General features: G+C 41.7%; 17 protein-coding genes, 1 pseudogene and 1 riboswitch. Of the genes and pseudogenes, 16 read left to right on the forward strand and 2 right to left on the reverse strand.

Features of this window, described 5'->3' with window-relative positions; all coding sequences use genetic code 11:
• Window positions 1-442 precede the first annotated feature (442 nt).
• A complete protein-coding gene (locus P343_RS24975) occupies window positions 443-1234 on the reverse strand; it encodes a DeoR/GlpR family DNA-binding transcription regulator (RefSeq protein ID WP_023509503.1) in 792 nt (263 codons plus the stop codon).
• Between the two features lie 256 nt (window positions 1235-1490).
• A riboswitch (adenosylcobalamin (AdoCbl) riboswitch) is annotated at window positions 1491-1619 on the forward strand.
• A gap of 4 nt (window positions 1620-1623) precedes the next feature.
• Between P343_RS24975 and P343_RS24980 the strand changes: the two genes are divergently transcribed.
• From P343_RS24980 to P343_RS37605, 4 genes and pseudogenes are all read left to right on the forward strand, one after another.
• A complete protein-coding gene (locus tag P343_RS24980) occupies window positions 1624-3018 on the forward strand; it encodes a prenyltransferase/squalene oxidase repeat-containing protein (protein WP_023509504.1) in 1395 nt (464 codons plus the stop codon).
• Window positions 3005-3709 carry a DUF4430 domain-containing protein gene (locus tag P343_RS36340; RefSeq protein WP_023509505.1) on the forward strand — a complete coding sequence of 235 codons (705 nt, stop codon included), beginning with the start codon at window positions 3005-3007 and terminating at the stop codon, window positions 3707-3709. The genes P343_RS24980 and P343_RS36340 overlap by 14 nt, the downstream gene beginning before the upstream one ends.
• 1 nt (window position 3710) lies before the next feature.
• Window positions 3711-4223 carry an ECF transporter S component gene (locus P343_RS24985; protein WP_236620331.1) on the forward strand — a complete coding sequence of 171 codons (513 nt, stop codon included), beginning with the start codon at window positions 3711-3713 and terminating at the stop codon, window positions 4221-4223.
• Between the two features lie 14 nt (window positions 4224-4237).
• Window positions 4238-4348, forward strand: a pseudogene (locus tag P343_RS37605) (ATP:cob(I)alamin adenosyltransferase); the annotation flags it as partial.
• A gap of 43 nt (window positions 4349-4391) precedes the next feature.
• On the opposite strand, the gene P343_RS24990 reads toward P343_RS37605, so the two are convergent.
• A complete protein-coding gene (locus tag P343_RS24990) occupies window positions 4392-6008 on the reverse strand; it encodes an amino acid permease (RefSeq protein WP_023509507.1) in 1617 nt (538 codons plus the stop codon).
• A gap of 371 nt (window positions 6009-6379) precedes the next feature.
• Here P343_RS24990 and P343_RS24995 point away from each other — a divergent pair, with 371 nt between their 5' ends.
• The 12 genes from P343_RS24995 (at window position 6380) to P343_RS0118650 (ending at window position 21830) form a co-directional block, all read left to right on the forward strand.
• Complete coding sequence (locus P343_RS24995; RefSeq protein ID WP_023509508.1) at window positions 6380-7819, forward strand: ethanolamine ammonia-lyase reactivating factor EutA; 1440 nt, start codon at window positions 6380-6382, stop codon at window positions 7817-7819.
• Window positions 7820-7837: 18 nt separating this feature from the next.
• Complete coding sequence (locus tag P343_RS25000) at window positions 7838-9208, forward strand: ethanolamine ammonia-lyase subunit EutB (protein WP_023509509.1); 1371 nt, start codon at window positions 7838-7840, stop codon at window positions 9206-9208.
• A 33-nt stretch (window positions 9209-9241) separates the two neighbouring features.
• On the forward strand, window positions 9242-10036 hold the full coding sequence (gene eutC, locus P343_RS25005) for an ethanolamine ammonia-lyase subunit EutC (RefSeq protein ID WP_023509510.1): 795 nt from the start codon (window positions 9242-9244) through the stop codon (window positions 10034-10036).
• 171 nt (window positions 10037-10207) lie between these two features.
• On the forward strand, window positions 10208-10756 hold the full coding sequence (locus tag P343_RS25010) for a cob(I)yrinic acid a,c-diamide adenosyltransferase (RefSeq protein ID WP_023509511.1): 549 nt from the start codon (window positions 10208-10210) through the stop codon (window positions 10754-10756).
• Window positions 10757-11673: 917 nt separating this feature from the next.
• Window positions 11674-12918 carry a poly-beta-1,6-N-acetyl-D-glucosamine synthase gene (gene pgaC, locus P343_RS25015; RefSeq protein WP_031263734.1) on the forward strand — a complete coding sequence of 415 codons (1245 nt, stop codon included), beginning with the start codon at window positions 11674-11676 and terminating at the stop codon, window positions 12916-12918.
• Window positions 12879-13337 (forward strand): poly-beta-1,6-N-acetyl-D-glucosamine biosynthesis protein PgaD, encoded by a 459-nt coding sequence (pgaD, locus tag P343_RS25020; RefSeq protein WP_023509514.1) that lies wholly within the window; start codon window positions 12879-12881, stop codon window positions 13335-13337. The genes pgaC and pgaD overlap by 40 nt, the downstream gene beginning before the upstream one ends.
• A gap of 180 nt (window positions 13338-13517) precedes the next feature.
• Window positions 13518-14429: a ribokinase gene (rbsK, locus tag P343_RS25025; RefSeq protein ID WP_023509515.1), complete on the forward strand. Its 912-nt coding sequence runs from the start codon at window positions 13518-13520 to the stop codon at window positions 14427-14429.
• A gap of 234 nt (window positions 14430-14663) precedes the next feature.
• Window positions 14664-15944 (forward strand): aspartate aminotransferase family protein, encoded by a 1281-nt coding sequence (locus P343_RS25030; protein ID WP_023509516.1) that lies wholly within the window; start codon window positions 14664-14666, stop codon window positions 15942-15944.
• Between the two features lie 15 nt (window positions 15945-15959).
• Window positions 15960-16940: a C-terminal binding protein gene (locus P343_RS25035; protein WP_023509517.1), complete on the forward strand. Its 981-nt coding sequence runs from the start codon at window positions 15960-15962 to the stop codon at window positions 16938-16940.
• Between the two features lie 254 nt (window positions 16941-17194).
• The gene (locus tag P343_RS36345; RefSeq protein WP_023509518.1) at window positions 17195-19408 is read left to right on the forward strand and encodes an Ig-like domain-containing protein; all 2214 of its coding nucleotides are present in this window, start codon (window positions 17195-17197) and stop codon (window positions 19406-19408) included.
• 564 nt (window positions 19409-19972) lie between these two features.
• Window positions 19973-20962 (forward strand): LacI family DNA-binding transcriptional regulator, encoded by a 990-nt coding sequence (locus P343_RS25050; RefSeq protein WP_023509520.1) that lies wholly within the window; start codon window positions 19973-19975, stop codon window positions 20960-20962.
• A gap of 127 nt (window positions 20963-21089) precedes the next feature.
• On the forward strand, window positions 21090-21830 hold the full coding sequence (locus P343_RS0118650) for a glutamine amidotransferase (RefSeq protein ID WP_031263737.1): 741 nt from the start codon (window positions 21090-21092) through the stop codon (window positions 21828-21830).
• Window positions 21831-21832 lie beyond the last annotated feature (2 nt).

Consider the following 21832-nt stretch of genomic DNA (forward strand, 5'->3'; position numbering starts at 1 on the left):
AAGAACAATTCTATTGTCTATCACAATTGTAAAGATTGATCGGTTGTTTTGTGTATTTATGATTAATTTTGTTGTATTATGTGTTTTCTTAACTAATATGTATAGATTATTACCATTTTTTTAAATAGTCAATAATGTGTGTCAAAAAACCTGACATACAAGTCGAAAACAACAGGATACTGTAGTGATTGGTTGTTTATTGTCGGAGAAACATTGATATGAAAAGGTTTTTTTGAAGAATTATTTACAGCGGAAGGGATCAATCAATCATAGCCAGTATGTGGAAATGATGCTGAGGTTTCTATTTGTGTTGAAATGTGTTGTTTGTTCGCTTCTTATTCAAGAATAATATGTTGTATTTTGTGGGTGAGTGCTGATTTTGTCTGTATTCTTTACAGTGGTGGAGAGTCAATGGAAGTGTAACAAACCAGAGAAAATGGTTCTACTGTCTGCTCCCGTTTACGGATCCTGGTGAAAGCAGACTTATTCCATTTTCATCTAATGCTTGCTTCATACCTGTAGGGCAGTCATCATTGGTTACAAATGTTGATATATGCTTCAAATCACAAATATGCGCAAACGTTGTTAACCCAATTTTACTGTTATCCGCTAGAACGATGGACTCCTCGGAACGCTGCATGAGCAGCCGAGACATGCTTGCCTCATTCAAATCATAGTCTGTAATGCCGTCGGTTGTAGAGATTCCTCCGACTGAAATAAACGCTTTATTTGCTTTGAGCTGCGAGAGTTCCATCTCAGCAAGCGGGCCATGTGTGGATTGCTGTTTAACGTCTACTTTTCCACCAATAAAGATCAGTTCACCATTAAAATGCTGCATCGCCTTCAACATGACCGGTGTCGAATGTGTGATCAGGGTAAGGTTCTTCCTATTGTCGATATAATCAAGAATGTTTAATGCGGTGGTTCCATTTCCGATCATAATCACATCTCCGTCCACAATCAGTGAAGCGGCAAGTTTGCCGATAATCTGCTTTTCTTTAGTATTCATCGATATTTTTTGATCAAATGCAGGTTCTACGGAGAGGGTGCGGTTTACTACCGCTCCGCCATAGACTTTCTTTAATTGTCCTTCTTGTTCGAGTCTGTCCAAATCACGGCGAATAGTTTCAGAAGAAACGTTTAACATCTTTGCAATATTTGGGACGTAAATCTTTCCGTCTTTTTCGAGCAGCTTTAAAATGCTTTCTTTTCGGTTTTCATAAGCGAGCGACATGATAAATCACTTCCTTCACTTGATTTTTTAACAGGCCGTTGTTATATTCAGTCTATAAATTGTTGTTTGTTGTTGTTTTTGTGCATATTTCAATTGAATTTTATAGTTTGTGCCTACTGATTGTCAATTGTTATTCCAAATAACTTAGATCGTATTTACTATTCTTCATATCTTCACATCATTTTTAGAAAATTTTAATTGTTGTTATGGTTTCTTTGAATACTCTCCGATTTTTATCGGGCAAAATCGCTTTGGAAAGTCAAAATGTACGTGCTAATTAGATGGAAACAGGTGAAAGTCCTGTACGGTCCCGCCACTGTAAGGGAGAAATCCTAAGTCAGGTCTTTCTAATTAGTTAAATACTCACGAGGTATGGGGGAGAGTTACTAATGAAAGTGAAATTTGCCGTGTTACTATTTTGCGTTGCCTTGTTGCTTCTTCCGGTGCAAGCTTTCGCATCGGAAGACGTAAGCAGTGATTTGGATACCCTTGCAAATCATATCAAATCTTCCGGACTCAATTCAGATTGGGAAGTTATTGCATTGTCAAAAGCAGGTAAATTGACGGATAGTGAAAGAGCTGCTTATCTAAATACGATTAATGATCGTTTGAATGCAAAGCAGCTATCAGGAACAGATCTTGACAAGACAGCAATGGTTGTTAAGGCTTTAGGTCAAGATCCTACGGATTATCAAAGTCATAATTTAATAAAAGCGATTTATTCGGATGCTTCGATTAAATCATTAATGGATTTTACATATGCACTTACTGCTCTAAGTACCGATGATTATACGATTCCTAGTGATGCTCTATGGACTCAGGATCAATTAATTGCTGCACTTGTTAAGCTACAGACAAGCTCAGGAGGATGGGGATGGGCAGGTGATCCAAATGGAGATCCTGATGTGGACACAACGGGAATGGTTTTAACAGCGCTGTCCCGTTATCAAGATAAAGCAAAGGATGCGATTGACAAAGCCATTAATTACTTAAAGAATTCCGAACAAGAGGACGGCGGCTTTGTGAATTATTCACCGAATTCTAACTCAACCGCACAAGCCATCATTGCACTCTCATCATTAGGGATTGATCCTACTGAAGGAGATTTTAATAAAAATGGTCATAACCCTGTAACTAGCCTGGACCAATATAAGTCAAACGGTGGCTATAAATGGGCGTCATTTAGTGAAAGCGATGATCCTTTTTCTAATGAGCAGGTGATTCAAGGTTTGGTCGCTTATTCTCAATTTAAAGAAGGTGAACAGTTATTCAACTTTAGAGTGAAAGAACCGGTCAGTGGTTCGAGTGCCCCCAAGGATGGATCAAGCACCGTAAGTTCTACTGAAGCAGTACCAGAAAGCAATGGTGGAGTTGTAAGCGGAACAAATCAAGCGCCGGACCCGATTTTGCCTTCTAATACGTTGAGCACTGAGCCTAGTAGACTAGCATCGAATACCAAAACAACGGATACTGTAGTAACGAAACCGAAGCGTTCCAGCGATGAAAAGAATACAGCTCAAGGAACGGCAACGAAAGAAACAAACAGCACTATTCATCATGCATCTCCATCTAAAGATGGATTTAAAAGCTCGGCACATCGTCCGAAATCTCAGCATCAGGTGAAATCAATTCCAAAGCATTCACCAGAACGTGTAACAACTGTAACGAAGACAACTCAGATTAATCCGCTGCATCTTTATTTAGGGTCCGCGCTCGTTCTGTTAGGTATAATCGGCCTTTATGTTCGGATTCGGTTAGGTGGTGTTCGCTATGAAGATCGCTAAATTGATTGTGCTGATTGTTTCCATCGGTTTTATTGTCTTTGGTCTTGCGTTCATTGCTGGCGGGGTTCAAGAAAAAACAGTGACCACCACCCATTTTAAGAATCAGGACAATGTGGTCAAGGCAGATAAAACGTCTTCTGAATCAAACAAAATAAAATCGGATTCTAAAAGTAAAGTCTCTGAGAAAAAAGCTCAGAAAAATAGTGATGGCGGTTCTTCAACTGTAAGTACAAGTTCTGGCTCGGATTCCAGTTCGAATCCCAGCTCGAATTCAAACACTGCAGAAGCTGATGCAAATTCAACCTCGGAGCAACAAGCAAGCACGAAATCGTCTGATTCAAGTACGAATCAATCAAGTGTTTCAAATGCTGCAGACAGCAGCAATCAAGAACTCATCTCTGTAGAGATAAAGGGTTATGACAATAAATATTTCTCGGGAAATATGTCGTATAAAGACGGAATGACTGCGTTCCTTGCATTAAAAGCGCTCGCGGACAGCAAAAATATAGCTCTTGATTATTCGGGCTACGGGCCAACTGTCTATGTTAAGAGTATCGCTGGACAAAGCGCGGGAGATAAATCGGCTCAAAGTGGATGGACGTATACGGTCAATGGCAAAACACCCAATGTATCTGCGGGAATCTGTAAACTTCACAGTGGCGATACATTGGTATGGACCTATCAGGAATAGGGTGAGCATCTTGTTAACTCGAAAAATAGCACTTATTTCATTATTAGCTGCTTTGAGTATTGTCGGCAGAATTTATATGTCCTCAATCCCCAATGTGCAACCGTCTACAGTGATCATTATTATTACTGGTTTGGTATTCGGAGCCAGGTTTGGCTTAACGTTGGCATTGCTAACAGCAATAGGCTCTGATTTTATGTTAGGGTTTGGTTTTTTTACAGTAATGCAGGTGATTGCTTGGGGTGTAATTGGGCTGCTTTCCGGATTTTTAGCCCGTTTTAGAACGAAAATTCCGATGCTGGTTATGGCTTGTTATGCTGGGGGATGCGGCTATTTATATGGATTTGTCGTCTCTTTGAATATGTTGATCGGAGGTGTGCCAAGTTTTATCACCTATTGGATCATGGGGCTACCTTTTGATACTTATCATGCGATTGGAAATCTAGCCTTCTACATCATTTTGTCACCAATCTTAATCAGGTTGTTAGAGGCTGAAAAGAAAAAGTTACAGATATGAAGGGGTGAATAAGGATAATCAATACGCGTACAGGAGATAAGGGGCAAACAAATATTATTGGTGGCCGACTAGATAAGGATAATTCTAGAGTAAATAAAAGAAGCCATTCAGTTGAGTTGAACTCGTGAATGGCTTCATTTTATTAATATAATCCGCCTGCTATCAGTATCAGTGCTGCACAGTCTCTCCTGTAACAACAGTTGCATCATCCTTCTTGCGAAGGCGTTGACTGATTTCAGCGTAAGAACCTAAATGCGGTCCTTCGAAACGATTCTTCGCATAAGCAAAGAAGTAGATTGTCAGGAGAACGAGTACAGAAATGAAGATTTTACCGGTGGCGTAATGCAGGGTGATGCTGCTTGTGATTGCCACATCACTTGGCGAAATGGTCATTAATACGATCAGGAAAATAATCCATGCACATGCAATGACACTGATCGGATTGCTCCATCCCTTCAGACTCCATGGACCATCGTCTTTTTCTGTCCAAGCACCTTTAAATTTGGCTCTTAATTTCAGGAATATCGGAATAAAGTACGAACCATACAGACCGATAACGCTCAATGACGTAATGACTGCATAGACGTTGTTGAAGATGGCGGATAGGAAAGCAATCAGAGCAACGAGCCAGATCGCGTAATTTGGTGTGTAGAATTTCTTGGAAACACGAGCCCAAATATGGGATAGCGGCAGCCCTTTGTCACGACTGAAGGCAAACACCATACGCGAGGACGAAGTGATCGAGGAAAGACCACAGAACCACATCGCAATGGTGATCATCCACAGCATCGCCTGGCCGAACCAGCCGCCGACGGCTTGCTGAATGGCAACGATAAAGGCGTTATTTCCAGCCTGGGCAACAGCTGCCGGATCTTTGATCGACATCGTAACAATTGCAAGAAGGATGAAACCGAAGATGCCGGAAATGGCGACAGAAAGATAAACGCCCCATGGCGCTCTGACCTTCGGATCGATTGTTTCTTCACTGGTATGTGCGGAAGCGTCATATCCGGTCAATGTCCATTGCGCCTGCAGTAGGCCAACGAGAAAGGCAAACCAGTAAGGCATGCTGCCGCTTGTCATTGTTGAGAAATTTGCATTGAAGAGATAGCCGACGTCGTGGTGCGGACCAAAAGCAGTGAGGACACCAATAATGATAAAGACACCGATGATATGATAGATCGCTGAAAATGAGTTCAGTTTGGAAACGACATTGATACCGATATGGTTCAGCGTCGCGTGCATCAATAGAATGACGGCGTAGGTAATCAGTATTTGCACATGTGTCGGATTGCCGAAGATCAAGGCAGAGGCGAAACCGGCACAGCCGAAGTCGATTCCGGCAACGATTGTGACTTGGCCGATGATATTGAGCCAACCGGTGAACCAGCCCCATCTCGGTCCCCCCAGAATCGATGCCCAGTGATAGATTGCTCCGGATGTTGGAATAGATGACGTGAGTTCAGCCATTGCCGCAGCAATGAATAAAACAAACAGTGTAACGAGCGGCCAGCCGACACCCATGATTGCCGGTCCGCCCTGATTAAATCCGTAGCCGTATAGCGTTACTGCGCCGGTTAGAATAGAAATGATTGAAAATGAGACGGCGAAGTTTGAAAAGCCGCCCATGTCTCGCAACAATTCCTGTTTATAGCCGAACGACTTAAGATCCTCAGATGAAACATTTTGAGCTCTGGCTCCCTGAACGGAACGGTTTGCCTTGAAAATAATGGCAAACATGACGACAAGTAGGATCAAGTTCACCAGAATACCGAATAGCAGCATACACAAGGAACTCCTTTGTTTTGGAATAATTGTTAATTACGGCTGCACTACCTATATCGTTATGATTTATAAAATAATACATAAAATTCCGAATTTAATAGACGGATTTTCGGAGCAACGGTTATTCTTTTTAGATGAAGCATTTCAATGACTGAGGAGCTAAAACATACACGTTCACTCGTTAACTATCATCTTTTTGTGTTACATCACCTTACATTCATAGGAAAAAATAAGTTTTTTTTGTTCTTTCGACGATTAAATGAGTTAAAATGAACACTAAAAGTAACGTTTTCTAACATGCATTAAATGATAGCATATCTTGGTATTTCTGCAACACATTAATTTGGCAAATGGAGAGGAATGAATCGAAGTTGGAAAGTGCCGTTTTAAGTGTGGGTATAGACATTGGAACGTCGACAACACAATTGGTTCTGACCAGGTTGACGATTCAAAACAAGGCTTCCTCGTTTTCAGTTCCGAGCATTGTCATCTCAAAGAAAGAAATCATCTATCAAAGTGGTATTATTTTTACCCCTTTATTGGATGGGTACACCATTGATTATTCGCGCATTGCGCAATTTGTCTCTCAGGAATACCTGAAAGCGGGAATTGATAGGCAAACGATACAGATGGGTGCGATTATCATAACAGGTGAAACGGCCCGTAAGGAAAATGCGGAGAGAGTCATCCAGACCCTAAGCCATGATGCCGGGGATTTTGTCGTTGCGACAGCAGGGCCTGACTTGGAAGGTATTCTGGCAGCAAAGGGTGCGGGAGCTGGTAAGTATTCTAAGGAAAAAAAAGTCCCGGTTATTAACCTTGATATTGGCGGGGGGACCACGAATCTGGCTGCGCTGGATGGTGATCAGGTTCTGGATACCGCCTGCTTCGATGTAGGCGGTCGGTTAATCAGAATTAATCCGACCAGCTTGGAAGTGAGCTATATTGCCCCGAAAATCAAGCATTTAATTCACCAGTTGAACCTCGGGCTTCTTGAGGGCAGCGTGCTGCAATCGGCAGAACAGCTGAATCCGATTATTGATGTGTTGGTACACGTGCTGGAGAACAGTGTCGGAATTGGTGAAAGGAATCCTTTTTTCGATCTCTTCATCACGAATCACGATTTTTCCAAACTGAATCCTTCACTGATCCGGTCGATCACTTTCTCGGGCGGTGTGGCGGACTGTATGGCGCAGGATGATCCCCAAAATCCGTTCGGCTACGGCGATATTGGGTTGCTATTAGGTCGCAAGCTTCGAGAATCGCTGATTTTTGAGCATAAAACGGTTGTTCATTCGCGTGAAACCATTCGAGCCACTGTTGTGGGGGCGGGATCCTATTCAGTTACTGTCAGTGGAAGTACCATTTCCTATACGCAGAATGTGCTCCCGATTCGAAACATTCCGGTTCTTCATCTTGCTGTCGAAAATGCGAAGTTGGATACTGACAGGCTTGCGGCCCGCATAAAAAATCAGCTGGAGATTTTTCGTATTCATGGAGTGCTTTCAAATGTGGCTATTTACATTACTGGATTAAACAGCCCATCGTTTGCGCAACTTCAATCTTGCGCGAGAGGAATCAGATTGGGTGCTGAAGAGTTAATCAAAAAAGGAGTTCCGCTGATTGTGGTGACAAATGAGGATGTCGCCAAGGCTCTCGGTCATAGCCTATTTACTTATCTGCCGCGAAAGTACCCGTATGTCTGTATCGACCGCATTAGAGCGGCAAGCGGTGATTATATCGATATCGGTGAGCCGGTTGCTCATACGGCGGTTCTGCCAGTCAGTGTTAAAACATTGCTATTTAATTAAATTAACGAGGTGGTTTAAATGATATTAAAGACCATGCTGACCGGACAGGTGTATGCATTTGATTCGGTGAAAGAGGTTCTAGCAAAGGCTAATGAAGAAAAATCAGGTGACCAGTTGGCCGGGGTCGCCGCAAAAAGTGCTCAAGAGCGTGTGGCTGCCAAAATTGTACTCGCTCAATTAACGCTCAACGACCTTTATAATAATCCTGCCGTGCCTTACGATGACGATGAAGTGACGCGCACGATAATTGATGGTGTGAACCAGAGGATTTATCAATCGATAAAAAATTGGACGGTTGAAGATTTGCGCGAATGGCTGCTATCCGATGCGGCGACAAACCTTGAGATTCAGCGGATTTCAAGAGGATTGACTTCTGAGATGGTGGCGGCTGTCTGTAAGCTGATGACCAATATGGACTTAATTTACGCGGCAAAAAAGATACATATTGAAAAAACTGCAAACACGACGATCGGTCGTTCGGGGACATTCTCATCACGTCTTCAGCCGAATCATCCGACCGATGATCTGAACGGGATTATGGCTTCGGTCATGGAAGGCCTCAGCATGGGTGCAGGCGATGCAGTGATCGGTCTGAATCCAGTTAATGATTCGGTAGACAGTGTGCGGGACATATTGAACAAATTTGAGGAGTTCCGAAGTAAATGGGCTATTCCGACTCAGACGTCTGTGCTCGCCCACATAACGACACAAATGGAGGCGGTAAGAAAAGGCGCGCCTGCCGGATTAATTTTTCAATCGATCGCGGGCTCTGAAAAAGCGAATACCGCTTTCGGAATTAATCGAAGTATGTTGGCCGAAGCCCGGCAGCTTGCAGCAGAACAGGGGCAGGCTTGGGGACCGAATGTGATGTATTTCGAAACCGGTCAGGGTTCTGAATTATCGTCTGAAGCAAATTTTGGCGCCGATCAGGTGACGATGGAAGCCCGGTGTTATGGGTTCGCACGAGTGTTCGATCCATTTCTTGTGAATACGGTGGTCGGCTTTATTGGCCCAGAATACTTGTATGACGCCAAACAAGTGATTCGTGCGGGGCTGGAGGATCATTTTATGGGTAAATTAACCGGGCTTTCCATGGGATGCGACGTTTGCTATACGAACCATATGAAAGCGGACCAAAATGATGCTGAAAATCTAACCGTACTCTTGGCTTCTGCGGGCTGCAACTATATCATGGGCGTTCCCCATGCAGATGACGTGATGCTGAACTATCAGTCAACGGGATTTCAGGAGACGGCAACGATTCGCGAATTATTTGGTCTTCATCCGATCAAAGAATTTGAGGATTGGATGGAAAAAATAGGGATATCAGAGAATGGACATTTATCAGAGCGTGCCGGTGATGCATCGATCTTTCTGGAACGGGTCTAAAATTTTTTCTCAAATGCTGAGGAGATGAATCATATGGAAAAAGAAAATGAGCAGATACTAAGTGATATTTCTCAAATCAATATGCGCGAACAACTTCTTGTTCCAAATCCGAATAACCGTGAAGGCTATATGAAAATAAAATCCTTCACGCCGGCGCGGCTCGGTCTCTGGCGCTGCGGACCAAGATATAAAACGCAGTCGATCCTGAGATTCAGAGCAGACCATGCAGCGGCTCAAGACTCTGTCTTTTCTTATGTCAATCCAGAGCTGATAAAAGTAATGCAATTTATTGCGATCCAAACGTTTTGCCAGTCAAAGGATGAGTACCTGACGCGTCCGGATTTAGGCCGCCGTTTTTCAAAAGAGAATGAGGAGAAAATTAAGCAGCAAATTACCGGTCATCCGAAAATTCAGCTTGTCGTCGGTGATGGTTTAAGTTCCGCAGCTATTGAAGCGAATATCAAGGAGATCATCCCTTCGATTAAGCAAGGATTAAATTACTATGGTCTAGACTGTGAAAAACATATCTTTGTCAAATATTGCCGGGTAGGCGTGATGGACCAGGTCGGTGAAATCACCGATGCTGATGTCGTGTGCATGTTGATCGGCGAGCGGCCGGGATTGGCGACTGCTCAGTCAATGAGCGCCTATATCGCTTATCGACCAACCATGGGGATGCCCGAGATGAGGCGGACAGTCGTGTCGAATATTCATGCGCAGGGAATACCCCCTGTCGAAGCAGGCGCATATATCAGCGAACTTCTTTACAAAATGCTGAACTATAAAAAGTCAGGCCTTGATTTAAAAGCGGTTGAAAATGGTAATTAAAAAGCAATTCGGTCGTTGTTTACGATATTCCGGTCGTCGTTCTGAATAATTCGGTCGTTATCGCGAATAATCCGGTCAATATTCGATATAATCCGGCCGTTGCAAAAGATAATTCGGTCATTACCTAATCTGCTCAGACGTAATTTGATGAAAGGGAAGGAGAAACGGAGTATGAAGCTATATACGAAGCGTGGAGATCAGGGGAGCACTCAATTGATTGGTGGCAGCAAGGTTTCAAAAGATGACAAGCAAGTTATAGCTTACGGGACTATGGACGAATTGAACGCCTGGCTGGGCTATACCATTACGTGTTGCAGCGATCGGGAAGCTCTCTTTATCAATGAATTGCAGGAAATCCAGCAATCTCTATTCGATGCAGGACATGACCTGGCAACGCCTTCTAATCATCCCGCCTACATTTTTAATGAAAAACACGTGGAATGGCTCGAGCAGAGGATTGACTTTTACAGCGCCCATTCTCCGGAAATCAGGCAATTTATTCTTCCAGGCGGCAGTCGCGTGGCTGCAGTCCTGCACGTTGCACGTACGATAACTCGAAGGCTGGAGCGGCAAATCGTCGCTCTACAAAAAGAAACATCAATAAATGGATCAGTTTTAAAATATGTCAATCGATTATCCGACTATTTCTTTGCTGCGGCAAGATATGCCAACGTATTAAACAATATCGATGATGTTTTCTATGATAATGGTAGAAAATAATATCATTAGATATTAACAGGGTGAAAAATGCTATTTGAACATGACCAACTATTTTATCTAGCGTAAAAAAATTAAAAAGATGACTAGAGGTTATGAACATCTTTCAATCTTAGTTAACGCATTTTGAATTGAATTTCAGTTTAACAAGATGTAGAACTTGTCTTCAAAGTGAAATATTTTTGATCCGGCAAACAATATCAAAATAACCATAAAAAATCTCTTTCTGTTGCTTAGAAAGGGATTTTAAGTGTTCATCCGCTTACTTTGATGTGAAAGCATATTCACGGTGCGGCCGTTTTATTGCTTTATTGTCATTGATGTTCGCTAAAGTATCAGGAAGTGAAGAGAAGCACTAGGCATGATATACGTGTTATAAACTTTTATTTTTTCGAGGAAGAGTGAGGATGATTATTTAATCACTGGCTGAACCTCTTCCATCATTACACCAGAAAAACATATTCAGTACTAAAGTTTCTATTGATTTAATGAGCGTTGAGTCATCTACCAAAAAAGATCCGACCGCAATTTATGGCCGGATTTTCTTTGCTTCGGGAACTTCCTTTTATTTTGCTGCCCTCTAAACAGCAGCGTAGATGCTGCAATAATTGATGTTTATTCCGTTCAATCAAAGCAATAGTTGATTTTCTGATATGAAGTCCGTTGTCAATTGTTCAGTTATTGTTCACATGCCATAAACCTAATTGTATTAGGCTAAGATTATCTGCAACACTTACATACTTGCCAGGTCCAATGTGCTGGTGATCATTAGAAGATTAAAGTGGACTATTTGACTAACAAATTTATGATAATAGGTAATTTTGGGGGATGCCAAAAGATTGATAAAATTAGAGAAAAATATAGAATAAAGAAAGGGAAAAAGTCGATTATTGAATGATTTTATGGAGAAGAGCGATAAGATGGTTTTTTTAAGTTTTTTTGTTGGTATATTTTCTCAATTTGTTTTTTTCTATCCGTTTATTATGTCTTTGTTCTGGATGGCAGGAGCACTTTTGTTTTTTATTTACCGGGAGCGACATGAATCAATTGATTTTGATCATATAGACTGGCCGATGGTGAGTTTTTTGGTTCCCTGCTATAACGAGGAATCCACAATAAGCGAAACGATACGTCATCTATCGGAAATGCCCTATCCAAAAAAGGAAATTATTGCTGTCAACGATGGCAGTACGGACCAGACAGAACATGTTTTGGAAAATCTGGCTGGTCAATACAAAGAACTGCGTGTAATTAATTGTAAAGAAAATTGTGGTAAAGCAAATAGTTTGCATCTCGCTTGTCATGCATCTAGTGCAGAATATTTAATTTGCATTGATGCTGATGCCATATTAGATCCGAATGCAGCTTATTATCTTGTTTATCATTTTATTCACAAAGGTGAGCGTGTTGGTGCCGTTACAGGGAACCCGCGTGTACGTAACCGGAGTTCATTGCTCAGCAAGCTACAGATTATTGAGTATGCATCAATTATTGGTTCAATAAAACGGACTCAGCGCATCATTGGCAAGGTGATGACTGTTTCTGGTGTCGTTGCTGCTTTCCGTAAAAAAGCACTTATTGATGTTGGTTTGTGGGATCGCGATATGATTACAGAGGATATTGCTGTTTCATGGAAACTTCAGCGTCATTTCTGGGATATTCGCTATGAACCTAGAGCACTCTGTTGGATGCTGGTTCCGGAAACAATTCGTGGGATATGGAAACAACGCGTACGTTGGGCTCAAGGAGGAGAGGAAGTTCTGTTGAGACACTGGAAAATTTTTCTCGATTGGAGACAAAGAAGAATTTGGCCAATTTATCTTGAACAAGCAGCAAGTGTCTTCTGGTCTTTTTCCTGGATTATACTAATGATCTGGAAGCAGATTACTGCTCATTCATGGGAGGAACATGTAATTTGGCTATCATTAACTTCATTTGTGTTGGTAGCAATGAGTTTTCTTCAATTGATTTCAGCCACTTTGATGGATTCGAAGCATGACAATGTCCGGCAATATCTTATTTGGTCATGCTGGTATCCGGTTTTTTATTGGATATTAAGCACATTTGTTGTAATTGCTGCGCTTCCAAAAGCTGTTCGATCACGAATTAAAGGAGGGTATGCGGTGTGGTCAAGTCCGGATCGAGGGATAGGCAGGAATCTCTAATTATTGAACACAATTCATCATTTTGGAAACGGTTGCTGAGTATCTTACTAACCGCAATAGTCTGGCTATACGGATTGATTGTTTTTTTGCTGTTTTTTACAGCTATTTTTCATCTCAAGTGGATAACTATTGATCGGATTAAATTGCTGCTTCATATTAATGATTCGTCTCTTCAGATGTTCTTTACTTTAGGTGTGATTTTGTGGTTTATATTCTTTATAACGCTTTGGATCTGGCGTTTCTATAATAAACGCCGGTTTGGGCCGTTAACCCGCAGAAAATATCCGTCCCCAGCTACAGATGAAGAAATATGTGCACTTGGACTGATTTCTGAAAAGGATTATAAACTTCTTAAGAATGGTCAAACTGTTAGTTTTGAATCCAATCCAATTTGTTCGCTTTATGGAGAAGATCGATAAAACTTCACAATTTCAAGCTGCATATGATTATTTTGCAGGTAAAAAAGTAGAAGCTCACATTGATTCTCCGCTTTCACTTGAAACAACTGCATCGCTCAATAAATAATTCCAATACCATAGAATCGAGTGTTTTGCTTGATTCTATGATTTTTACATTGAAGAAACGGGTGATGATTTATTATGAATAAAGTGACTGTTCTAGGGAGCATAAATGTTGATACAATTTTTCACGTTGAACATTTGCCATTGCAAGGAGAGACGATCTCTACCAGAATAAAAAGTTCAGCAGGCGGCGGTAAGGGAGCAAACCAAGCCATAGCAGCAGCACGGTCAGGAGCAAACACTGTATTTATTGGGAAAATCGGCAACGATGAATATGGCAAAGCCATGATTGATGTTTTACAAAAAGATGGTATCGATACTTCTCATGTTACGATTTCCAATCAATTGAGCACTGGTGAGGCTTGTATTTTATTGGATAATAATGGTCAAAATAGCATCATTGTCTATGCTGGAAGCAACCATGATATTACAGATGATGACATTGACAGAGCACAATTTGAAATAACATCGTCTGATTTCTTAGTTACACAATTTGAAACTTCAGAACGTGTAGCTGTGAAGGCGTTTCAGTATGCTAAAAAAAATAATGTCATAACCATCTTAAATCCTGCGCCTGCAAAGAGTCATATTAATCCATCGCTATTAAAGCTGACAGATCTCATAATCCCAAATGAAACGGAAAGTGAAATTATAACCGGCATAAAAATTACTGACGAGGAGTCAATGAAACGTTCAGCTGAAAAGCTGATCAACCAAGGTGTTAAAGCTGTGATTATCACACTTGGCGCCAGCGGATCATATTTTTATGGCCCGATTGAACAAGGTTTTATCAAGGCCGTTACAGTTCATACAATTGATACTACCGCTGCTGGTGATACATTTATAGGAGCACTTAGTTCACAGCTTAATAAAGATTTTTCCAATTTAACTGATTCAATTGTTTTTGCAAGCAAGGCCTCTTCATTGACTGTTCAAAAATTAGGGGCAATACCATCGATTCCCACATTAGCGGCAATACAAAGAATATAAATTGGGGACATCATGTGGCATTTGAGTAATGTCATGATTATTAATTTCCTGAGAGGAATGAGCAAGACAAATCAAGAAAGAAGCTGCAGTTGGTGCAGCATCATTCAAAGTTCATATCATAAAAGTGCCTCAGATTTTGAAAATAAATCCAGCTTTCAAAATCTGAGGCATATTTTTATACTTACCAAATACTTTTATAGATAATGGGTTTTCAGTTGCAAAGGGGGCTTGTTTATGAAATTCGAGGATTATCAGCCCTATTTGAGTCCGGCGCTCGCCAAGGCGACGAATCTGATTGTGGAAAGCGGTCAGGGGTGTTATTTGACTGACATCCATGGAGACCGATACTTGGATTTTGTTCAGGGGATTGCGGTCAATGCGCTAGGCCATTGTCATCCGAAGATTGTTGAGGCGATCAAAGATCAGTCGGGAAAGCTGATCACTGCCTCATTTAATGTGGTCAATTACCCGACCACGCTTAAACTTGCGAAACGGTTATCTGAAGTCACGCCGGGACAGCTGAATTCCGTCTTTTTTTCCAATGGCGGAGCTGAAGCGGTGGACGGTGCTTTGAAACTGGCCAAAGCTTATACAAAAAGACCTGCAATTATTGCCTTTCAAGGATCTTTCCACGGACGGACATTCGGTGCTTTGTCGGTGACCGGGTCGAACGCAAAATATCGAAAGTACTATGAACCCTTGGTGGGTTCTGTCTATTTTACGGCTTATCCATCAAAGGATATTTGTCCAAAGGGATTTAATGAAGAGCAGAGAACACGGTTTTGCCTGAACGAACTGGATCATTTGTTCCAATACCTCATTGCACCTGATCAGGTGGCGGCAATTATTATGGAGCCTGTTCAAGGGGAAGGGGGCTATGTCGTCCCGACGAAAGCCTTCGTTCAGGGGATTCGCGATCGGTGTGATCAGTACGGCATTTTGCTGATTATGGATGAAATTCAATCCGGGTACGGACGTACGGGCAAGATGTTTGCCTGTGAACATTTTGACGTAGTGCCGGATATTTTGACGGTTGGCAAAGCGATTGCCGGTGGTCTGCCGATGAGTGCGGTGGTTTCGAAGAAGGAGATTATGGCCGAATGGCATCCAGGGATGCATGGAACAACATTCGGAGGTCATCCCATTTGTGCCGCAGCAGCTTTGGCGGTGTTGGATGAATTCCAACAGTCGCACTTACTGGATCACGTAAATAAGACTGGTACTTATTTAAAGGATCAATTAGTGAGACTGCAAAAGAAATACTGCTGTATCTCCGATGTCCGCGGACTTGGATTAATGCTGGCGATCGAATTTTCACATCCTGATGGAACTCCGGCAGGCGATATTCTAGAAAAAGTCAGAGAAGGCTGTTTGAACAATAATTTACTGACCCTATCCTGCGGTGTGCACAATAACGGCATGCGGTTTGCTACACCGCTGAATGTGAAGAAGGAAGAGATTGATCAGGGCGTTGCAATTATTGACCGGGTATTGAGCCAAATCTGTGCAAAATAAGAAAGGACTGATGTTATGGCGAAAAAGAAAGTCCTTTATTATAACATCGACGATAACCTGGATTATGAACGCGGTTTGTTAACTCAGTGGGGAATAGAGGATCTGGAACTGGTTGAAATCAAAGATTATGACCGTGAGAAGCCTTTCGTTGTCCATGCCAGGGAGGTGGACGGTGTCGTCGTTGAATACCAGCAGCTCACACGGGAGATCATCGAACAATTGCCTAACTTAAAGATCATTTCGCTTCAGGCGATAGGGGTAGATAATGTCGATGTTGAAGCAGCGACCGATCACGGTGTGAGCGTCACCAACTGTCCTGAATTCTGCTCAGAAGAAGTGGCACTGCATACGATTGGGCTGATGATTGACTTGACGCGGAAGATCACCCTTCTCGATCGTTCTGTGCGACATGGAAAATGGGATCCATTATATGGTTATAAAACATATCGACTTACCGGAAAAACTGTCGGGCTCTATTTTTTCGGAAGTATTCCCAAGGCAATGATGCCGATGCTTCAAGCGCTCAATGTCAGAGTACTTGTTTACGCACCGACAAAAACGAAAGCCTTTTTAAAAGAATTTGGCGTCGAGAAAGTCGACACATTTGAGGAACTGCTGACGCAGTCTGATATCCTGTCGCTGCATTGTCCTCTTCTCGATTCAACTGCACACCTCATTTCTGAACGAGAATTGAAGATGATGAAAAAGGATGCCTTTCTGATTAACACCGCACGCGGCAAAGTCGTCGACGAAACGGCACTGGTCAAAGCATTAAAAGAAGGTGAAATCAAAGCTGCAGCAGTCGATGTCATTGAAGATGAAACAACTGAAACAAGCCCCTTGTTTGCCCTCGACAATACGATCATTACACCTCATTCCGCATTTGTCTCCGAAGACTCCTTTTACAATGCCAGAAAAATAGCACTGGAACAACTCGTCCAACGGTTAAGCAAAAATCAAAAACCGGAACATTTAGTGAATCCTAATGTCATGTAGTAACTTCCTTTTTGGAGATTCTCAGAGAAAAATCATTTTACCGCTTATGTTTATCAGTTTTCTGAATAGCTTTTAAACCAGTAAAGGAATTGGCCGATATAGTTTATAAGCAGTTGTTCCCTAATGGTATTTTTCTGTTTGAAATCTATTAAACGATATAAAATTATTTTGAACATTAAAGATCATAGCCTTTTAATAGATTATAATAAACCGTTATTTGTTTTAGAAAGATTGTTTGGGAGAAGGTTTCCGGAGTGGAGAAGATAAAGAGGTTTGGATTAATACTTGCTGCTGTTGCGATGACATTTTTAATTCCTGCAGGAGCGTTGGCTGATACTCAACCAGTTTCTACAGAAAATCAGGGGCTGATCAAACAGAGTACGGATCGGATTCTCGTCAGCAATGAATCGCTCAATGGCGATCAAGCTGAAAGCTCGGGCAGTTTCAGTTTGAATAATGATCAATACGCGTTAGGTAAAAAACTCAATAAAAGTTCCTATCAGCTAGATTATGTCAAACCGTTTGATCCAGAGAAAAATAGAGACAATCTATTAAAAAACAGAATGATGCAGCGTTCGGTTCGATTTGCGGAGAAAGCAGGCGATAGCCGAAACTTTTGGGTATCGAATCTTGAAACGGGCAATTACGATCAAATTAATGCAACGTTGGCGTACAGCGGAACACATGCAAATATTTGGGTGAACAATGATCGGATTTCTTCAGATGACGCAAAAAAACTTGGCGAACAGTTTGATTCATCTATTTATTCATCGGATGTTAATAATTTCGGGACTCCATCTGATGTGGATGGCAACGGAAAGATCAATATTGTTTGCTACGATATTCAAGATGGCTTCAACGGAAGCGGCGGTTACGTCGCCGGTTATTTTGATCCCAATGATCTGACGGATGGAACCGATTCGAACCATTCAGATATTTTATATATCGATACATATCCGGGCATGGGTACAGGATCAACCAAAGATGTAACTGAAGCGTATCCAACTCTGGCACATGAGTTTCAGCACCTGATCAATTTTAACAGGAATGTCCTTGTGGAAGGGCACAGCGCTATGGATACGTGGATAGACGAGGGGTTGGCCATGGCGGCTGAACAGGTTTATACCGGGGTACCTCTTGAGGATGAGATTGATTATTATAATACGGATTCGGCGATTAGTGATGGACAGTCGCTGCTCTATTGGGATTACGATGGAGATACTCTGGCGAATTACGCGCTTTCTTATTTGTTTATGGAATATCTGCGGATTCAGTGTGGACAGGGTAACCAGATCTTTAAAAATCTGATCGATGATTCGAATAGTAATTATGTAGCTGTTCAGGATCTTATTCATCAATATATTGATCCGAATCTTTCATTCAGCCAGTTTATGACTGACTTTCGGTTGGCACTCTATTACAATAATCTAACAGGTTTATACGGTTTCCACGGTGAATCAGGATTCACAAATATCGAGCAAAAAATTTATGCTGGATCATCTGTTAATCTACGGGGAGGAGGCGCAGCTGTCATGCCAGCGAGCTCTCCGGCGCTTCCGGATGACACGGGTTCGGATCTGAAGTACTATAACTTGAATGGGAATGACGGTCCATCCCAAATCGTTCGGCCAGCTTCACCTCATGTTAATCCGGTTGGCAATCAAGATACATCAGTGACTGGGACGGCTCAGGGGAGTGAAACGATAGCGGTGATGTCCGGTACACAAGTCATTGGCACGGGTGAAACTGATAGTAATGGCGCTTTTCATGTTGACATCCCGCTACAAATTGCTGGGTCAACCCTTAATGTATATGCGACCGATGTGTGGGGGACAAAAAGTGCGGCTGCAAGCGTAACCGTGGAGAATCGAACACCTCCCGCTGCTCCAAACCCTGCACCTGCACCTATTACCAATCCAGTTGTCAGCTCTTCGGCCCCCCTGGATGTACATCAAATTAAAGTGACCAATTATAGGAATAAATCGGATGAAATTTATATTAAGGATCTCTCTCCGGGCGACATCATCAATATATACAGCTCGAGAAGGCAGCTTCTGGTATCGGGGACATCAGGCGGAGAAACACTGACTCTGAATGTGAAACAACTGGGTACAAAATCCGGAAAAATCTATCTTACGGTAACCCGTCCTTCAATGGGACCAAGCAATGAAACGGCGGTTTCTTTCAGTGGCGAAATTTCAGAGACGTTAAGCAGAAGTCAGATACAAATTCGAAATTTCAGGCACAAAAGAGATACGATTACAGTAAGAAGAATAAAGAAAGGCGACTACATCCGTATTTATAACGCCAAGAAAAAAGTAATTGCGAAGAAACATGCCGGACATTCATCCATTACCCTTTGGTTCAGACAGCTTGGCAGACATGGCGGGCATATCTATGTAACTGTTACGCATGCTCATATGAGAGAAAGTACGAAAAGGTATGCTGGGTTCGGAAGAGAGAGGTGACTGGTTGATAAGGCAGTCAGTTTCTCGGAGTAGGCTGTGATTTGTATTTATAAAGAGACATTCAGTTAAACAAAAACGGTCAACTATGAAACTTATGCAGTTGATCGTTTTTTCTATGGACACTGATTTATGAATGGTGCTGCATAGTCACTAATCAGTCTTTTGTCTGTATAATCGCTTTTATTTGCATGCTTTCTTTTCACATGCGCCGATTTGGGAAAGATAATCTTCAAAATCTTTGATGATTCGCATGTCATTTAACTCTGTAGAAATGGTTGACGTTCTAATAGGGATCTCCATTTGACTTGAGTTCTCAAAGCTTTTCTGTTCATACGTTTTTCTGAGATATTTGGATATCGTCACAGCGCTAGTCATTCGGGCGTCAACTTAATCAATAATAAAAATTGCGAAAAAATATTGACAATATTGTGATTACGTATTAATTTAAATATATAGTTTTTTTGTGCAACATATGAAACCGGTTTTAGAAAATGAATATAAGGGTAAAAATATTTTTTTAGACAATGTGAAACCGGTTTTAGATCTCTTTTGGGAGTAGATGGTTTGAAAACAATCAGAGATGTGGCGAAAAGCGCGGGTGTTTCTCCGGCAACCGTTTCACGTGTGCTGAATAACAAAGGCTATGTGAGTGAAGAGAAAAAGGCCAGGATTGAAAAGGTTATTCAGGAGATGGGTTTTGAACCGAATCAGGTGGCAAGAGGCCTGGCAAAGAAGACTTCCAATACATTAGCACTGATTGTATCGGATATTACGAACCCGTTTTTCCCTGAGTTGGCAAAGGGAGCAGAGCATGTTGCCCATTTAAATGGTTACTCGCTTATGCTTGGAAATACGATGGGGGTCGATAGCGAAGACAATGATTATATCAAGATTTTAATGAACAAGTATATTGATGGAGTTATCATTGCGACGCACGATATTGATAGTGAGCTGTTGGAAAAGCATACAAAGATGCCAATGGTTATTCTTGAAATGGAAAATAAAATCGAGAATGCTTGCACGATTAAGGTCGATACTTTGCAAGGATCAATTACAGCCACTGAACATCTGATATCCATAGGTTGTAAAAAGATTGCGCATATTTATGGACCGCTATATGATCAGACGGCAAAAGAACGATTGCAAGGGTATCAAAATGTCATTCACGAACATCCCGAACGGGAAGAGGTCATCGTTCCTGGTGATTTCACCATTGATGGCGGCATTGCTGCAGTTAGTCAGTTATTGAAGGATCATCCGGATGTTGACGGACTATTTGTTGGTAATGATTTGATGGCAGTTGGCGTGATTAAAGAATTAAGTAGATTACATATACGCGTACCGGAAGATATTGCAGTTTGCGGGTTTGACGGTATCTATCTGACCAAAGTTGTGAGTCCAGAGATTACGACAATAGAGCAGCCGATTTACAAAATGGGTGAATTAGCCGCTGAAAAGTTGATTGATCGAATAAATAATCCATATATGAATAATGAATCAATCGAATTGAAAACGAAACTCGTAATTAGACAATCGTCAAAAAAAGATAATTAATCGACCCAATCAGCAAAGCGGATTGCGTAGGATCTTTATTATCTGAAAACACAGAATAGAGAGTTTTATCGGCGGTTATTAACAGAAATTTCGAAATAGAAAAGTTTTTTAAAGGATGGAGATCTAAATGAAAGTTTTATTTGTCGGCGAGTCTTGGGTTATCCACATGATTCATACCAAAGGTTTTGACAGCTTTACTTCGACGAAATATGAAGAAGGCGCAACGTATCTTCTTCAGTGTTTGAAAGAGGAAGGAATTGATATCACGTACATTCCTTCACATGAAGTTCAGATTCGTTTTCCGGCAACGCTTGAAGCACTTAATGAGTTTGATGCAATTGTGCTCAGCGATATTGGCAGCAATACATTCCTGCTTAGAAATGCGACTTTTTACGATATGAAGATTGAATCGAACCCATTGGAATTGATCAAAGCATTTGTAGCCAATGGCGGAGGGCTGTTAATGATCGGCGGCTACCTGTCATTTACCGGTATCGAGGCGAAAGCGAATTACAAACATACAGTACTTGCTGACGTTCTGCCTGTAGAGTTGTTAGAAACGGATGACCGGGTGGAGATGCCACAAGGTGTTCATCCAAAAACCATTAAGACAAGCCGGGTTACAGAAAGTCTTGGCGAATGGCCGTTGTTCTTAGGCTATAACAAGTTGATTGCGAAAAAGGATGCGGACGTATTAGCAACCATATCGGAAGACCCTTTCATCGTTACCGGAAAATATGGCGAGGGAAGCACGGCATGCTTCGCCAGTGACTGTGCGCCACATTGGGGTTCCAAAGAATTTGTCTCGTGGGAAAAGTATAAGTTGTTTTGGTCACGGATGATCCAATCTATTGGGAAGAAGAGCTGAAC

The organism is Sporolactobacillus laevolacticus DSM 442 (assembly GCF_000497245.1).
Classification (GTDB): domain Bacteria; phylum Bacillota; class Bacilli; order Bacillales; family Sporolactobacillaceae; genus Sporolactobacillus; species Sporolactobacillus laevolacticus.

Excerpts from the sequence above, each read along its gene's own strand:
- pgaC (WP_031263734.1), top strand. The coding sequence starts at position 11,674 with ATGGTTTTTTTAAGTTTTTTTGTTGGTATATTTTCTCAATTTGTTTTT.
- P343_RS25010 (WP_023509511.1), top strand. The coding sequence starts at position 10,208 with ATGAAGCTATATACGAAGCGTGGAGATCAGGGGAGCACTCAATTGATT.
- P343_RS36340 (WP_023509505.1), top strand. The coding sequence starts at position 3,005 with ATGAAGATCGCTAAATTGATTGTGCTGATTGTTTCCATCGGTTTTATT.
- P343_RS24990 (WP_023509507.1), bottom strand. The coding sequence starts at position 6,008 with ATGCTGCTATTCGGTATTCTGGTGAACTTGATCCTACTTGTCGTCATG.
- P343_RS25035 (WP_023509517.1), top strand. The coding sequence starts at position 15,960 with ATGGCGAAAAAGAAAGTCCTTTATTATAACATCGACGATAACCTGGAT.
- P343_RS24975 (WP_023509503.1), bottom strand. The coding sequence starts at position 1,234 with ATGTCGCTCGCTTATGAAAACCGAAAAGAAAGCATTTTAAAGCTGCTC.
- P343_RS0118650 (WP_031263737.1), top strand. The coding sequence starts at position 21,090 with ATGAAAGTTTTATTTGTCGGCGAGTCTTGGGTTATCCACATGATTCAT.
- P343_RS25030 (WP_023509516.1), top strand. The coding sequence starts at position 14,664 with ATGAAATTCGAGGATTATCAGCCCTATTTGAGTCCGGCGCTCGCCAAG.
- P343_RS25000 (WP_023509509.1), top strand. The coding sequence starts at position 7,838 with ATGATATTAAAGACCATGCTGACCGGACAGGTGTATGCATTTGATTCG.
- eutC (WP_023509510.1), top strand. The coding sequence starts at position 9,242 with ATGGAAAAAGAAAATGAGCAGATACTAAGTGATATTTCTCAAATCAAT.
- P343_RS24980 (WP_023509504.1), top strand. The coding sequence starts at position 1,624 with ATGAAAGTGAAATTTGCCGTGTTACTATTTTGCGTTGCCTTGTTGCTT.
- rbsK (WP_023509515.1), top strand. The coding sequence starts at position 13,518 with ATGAATAAAGTGACTGTTCTAGGGAGCATAAATGTTGATACAATTTTT.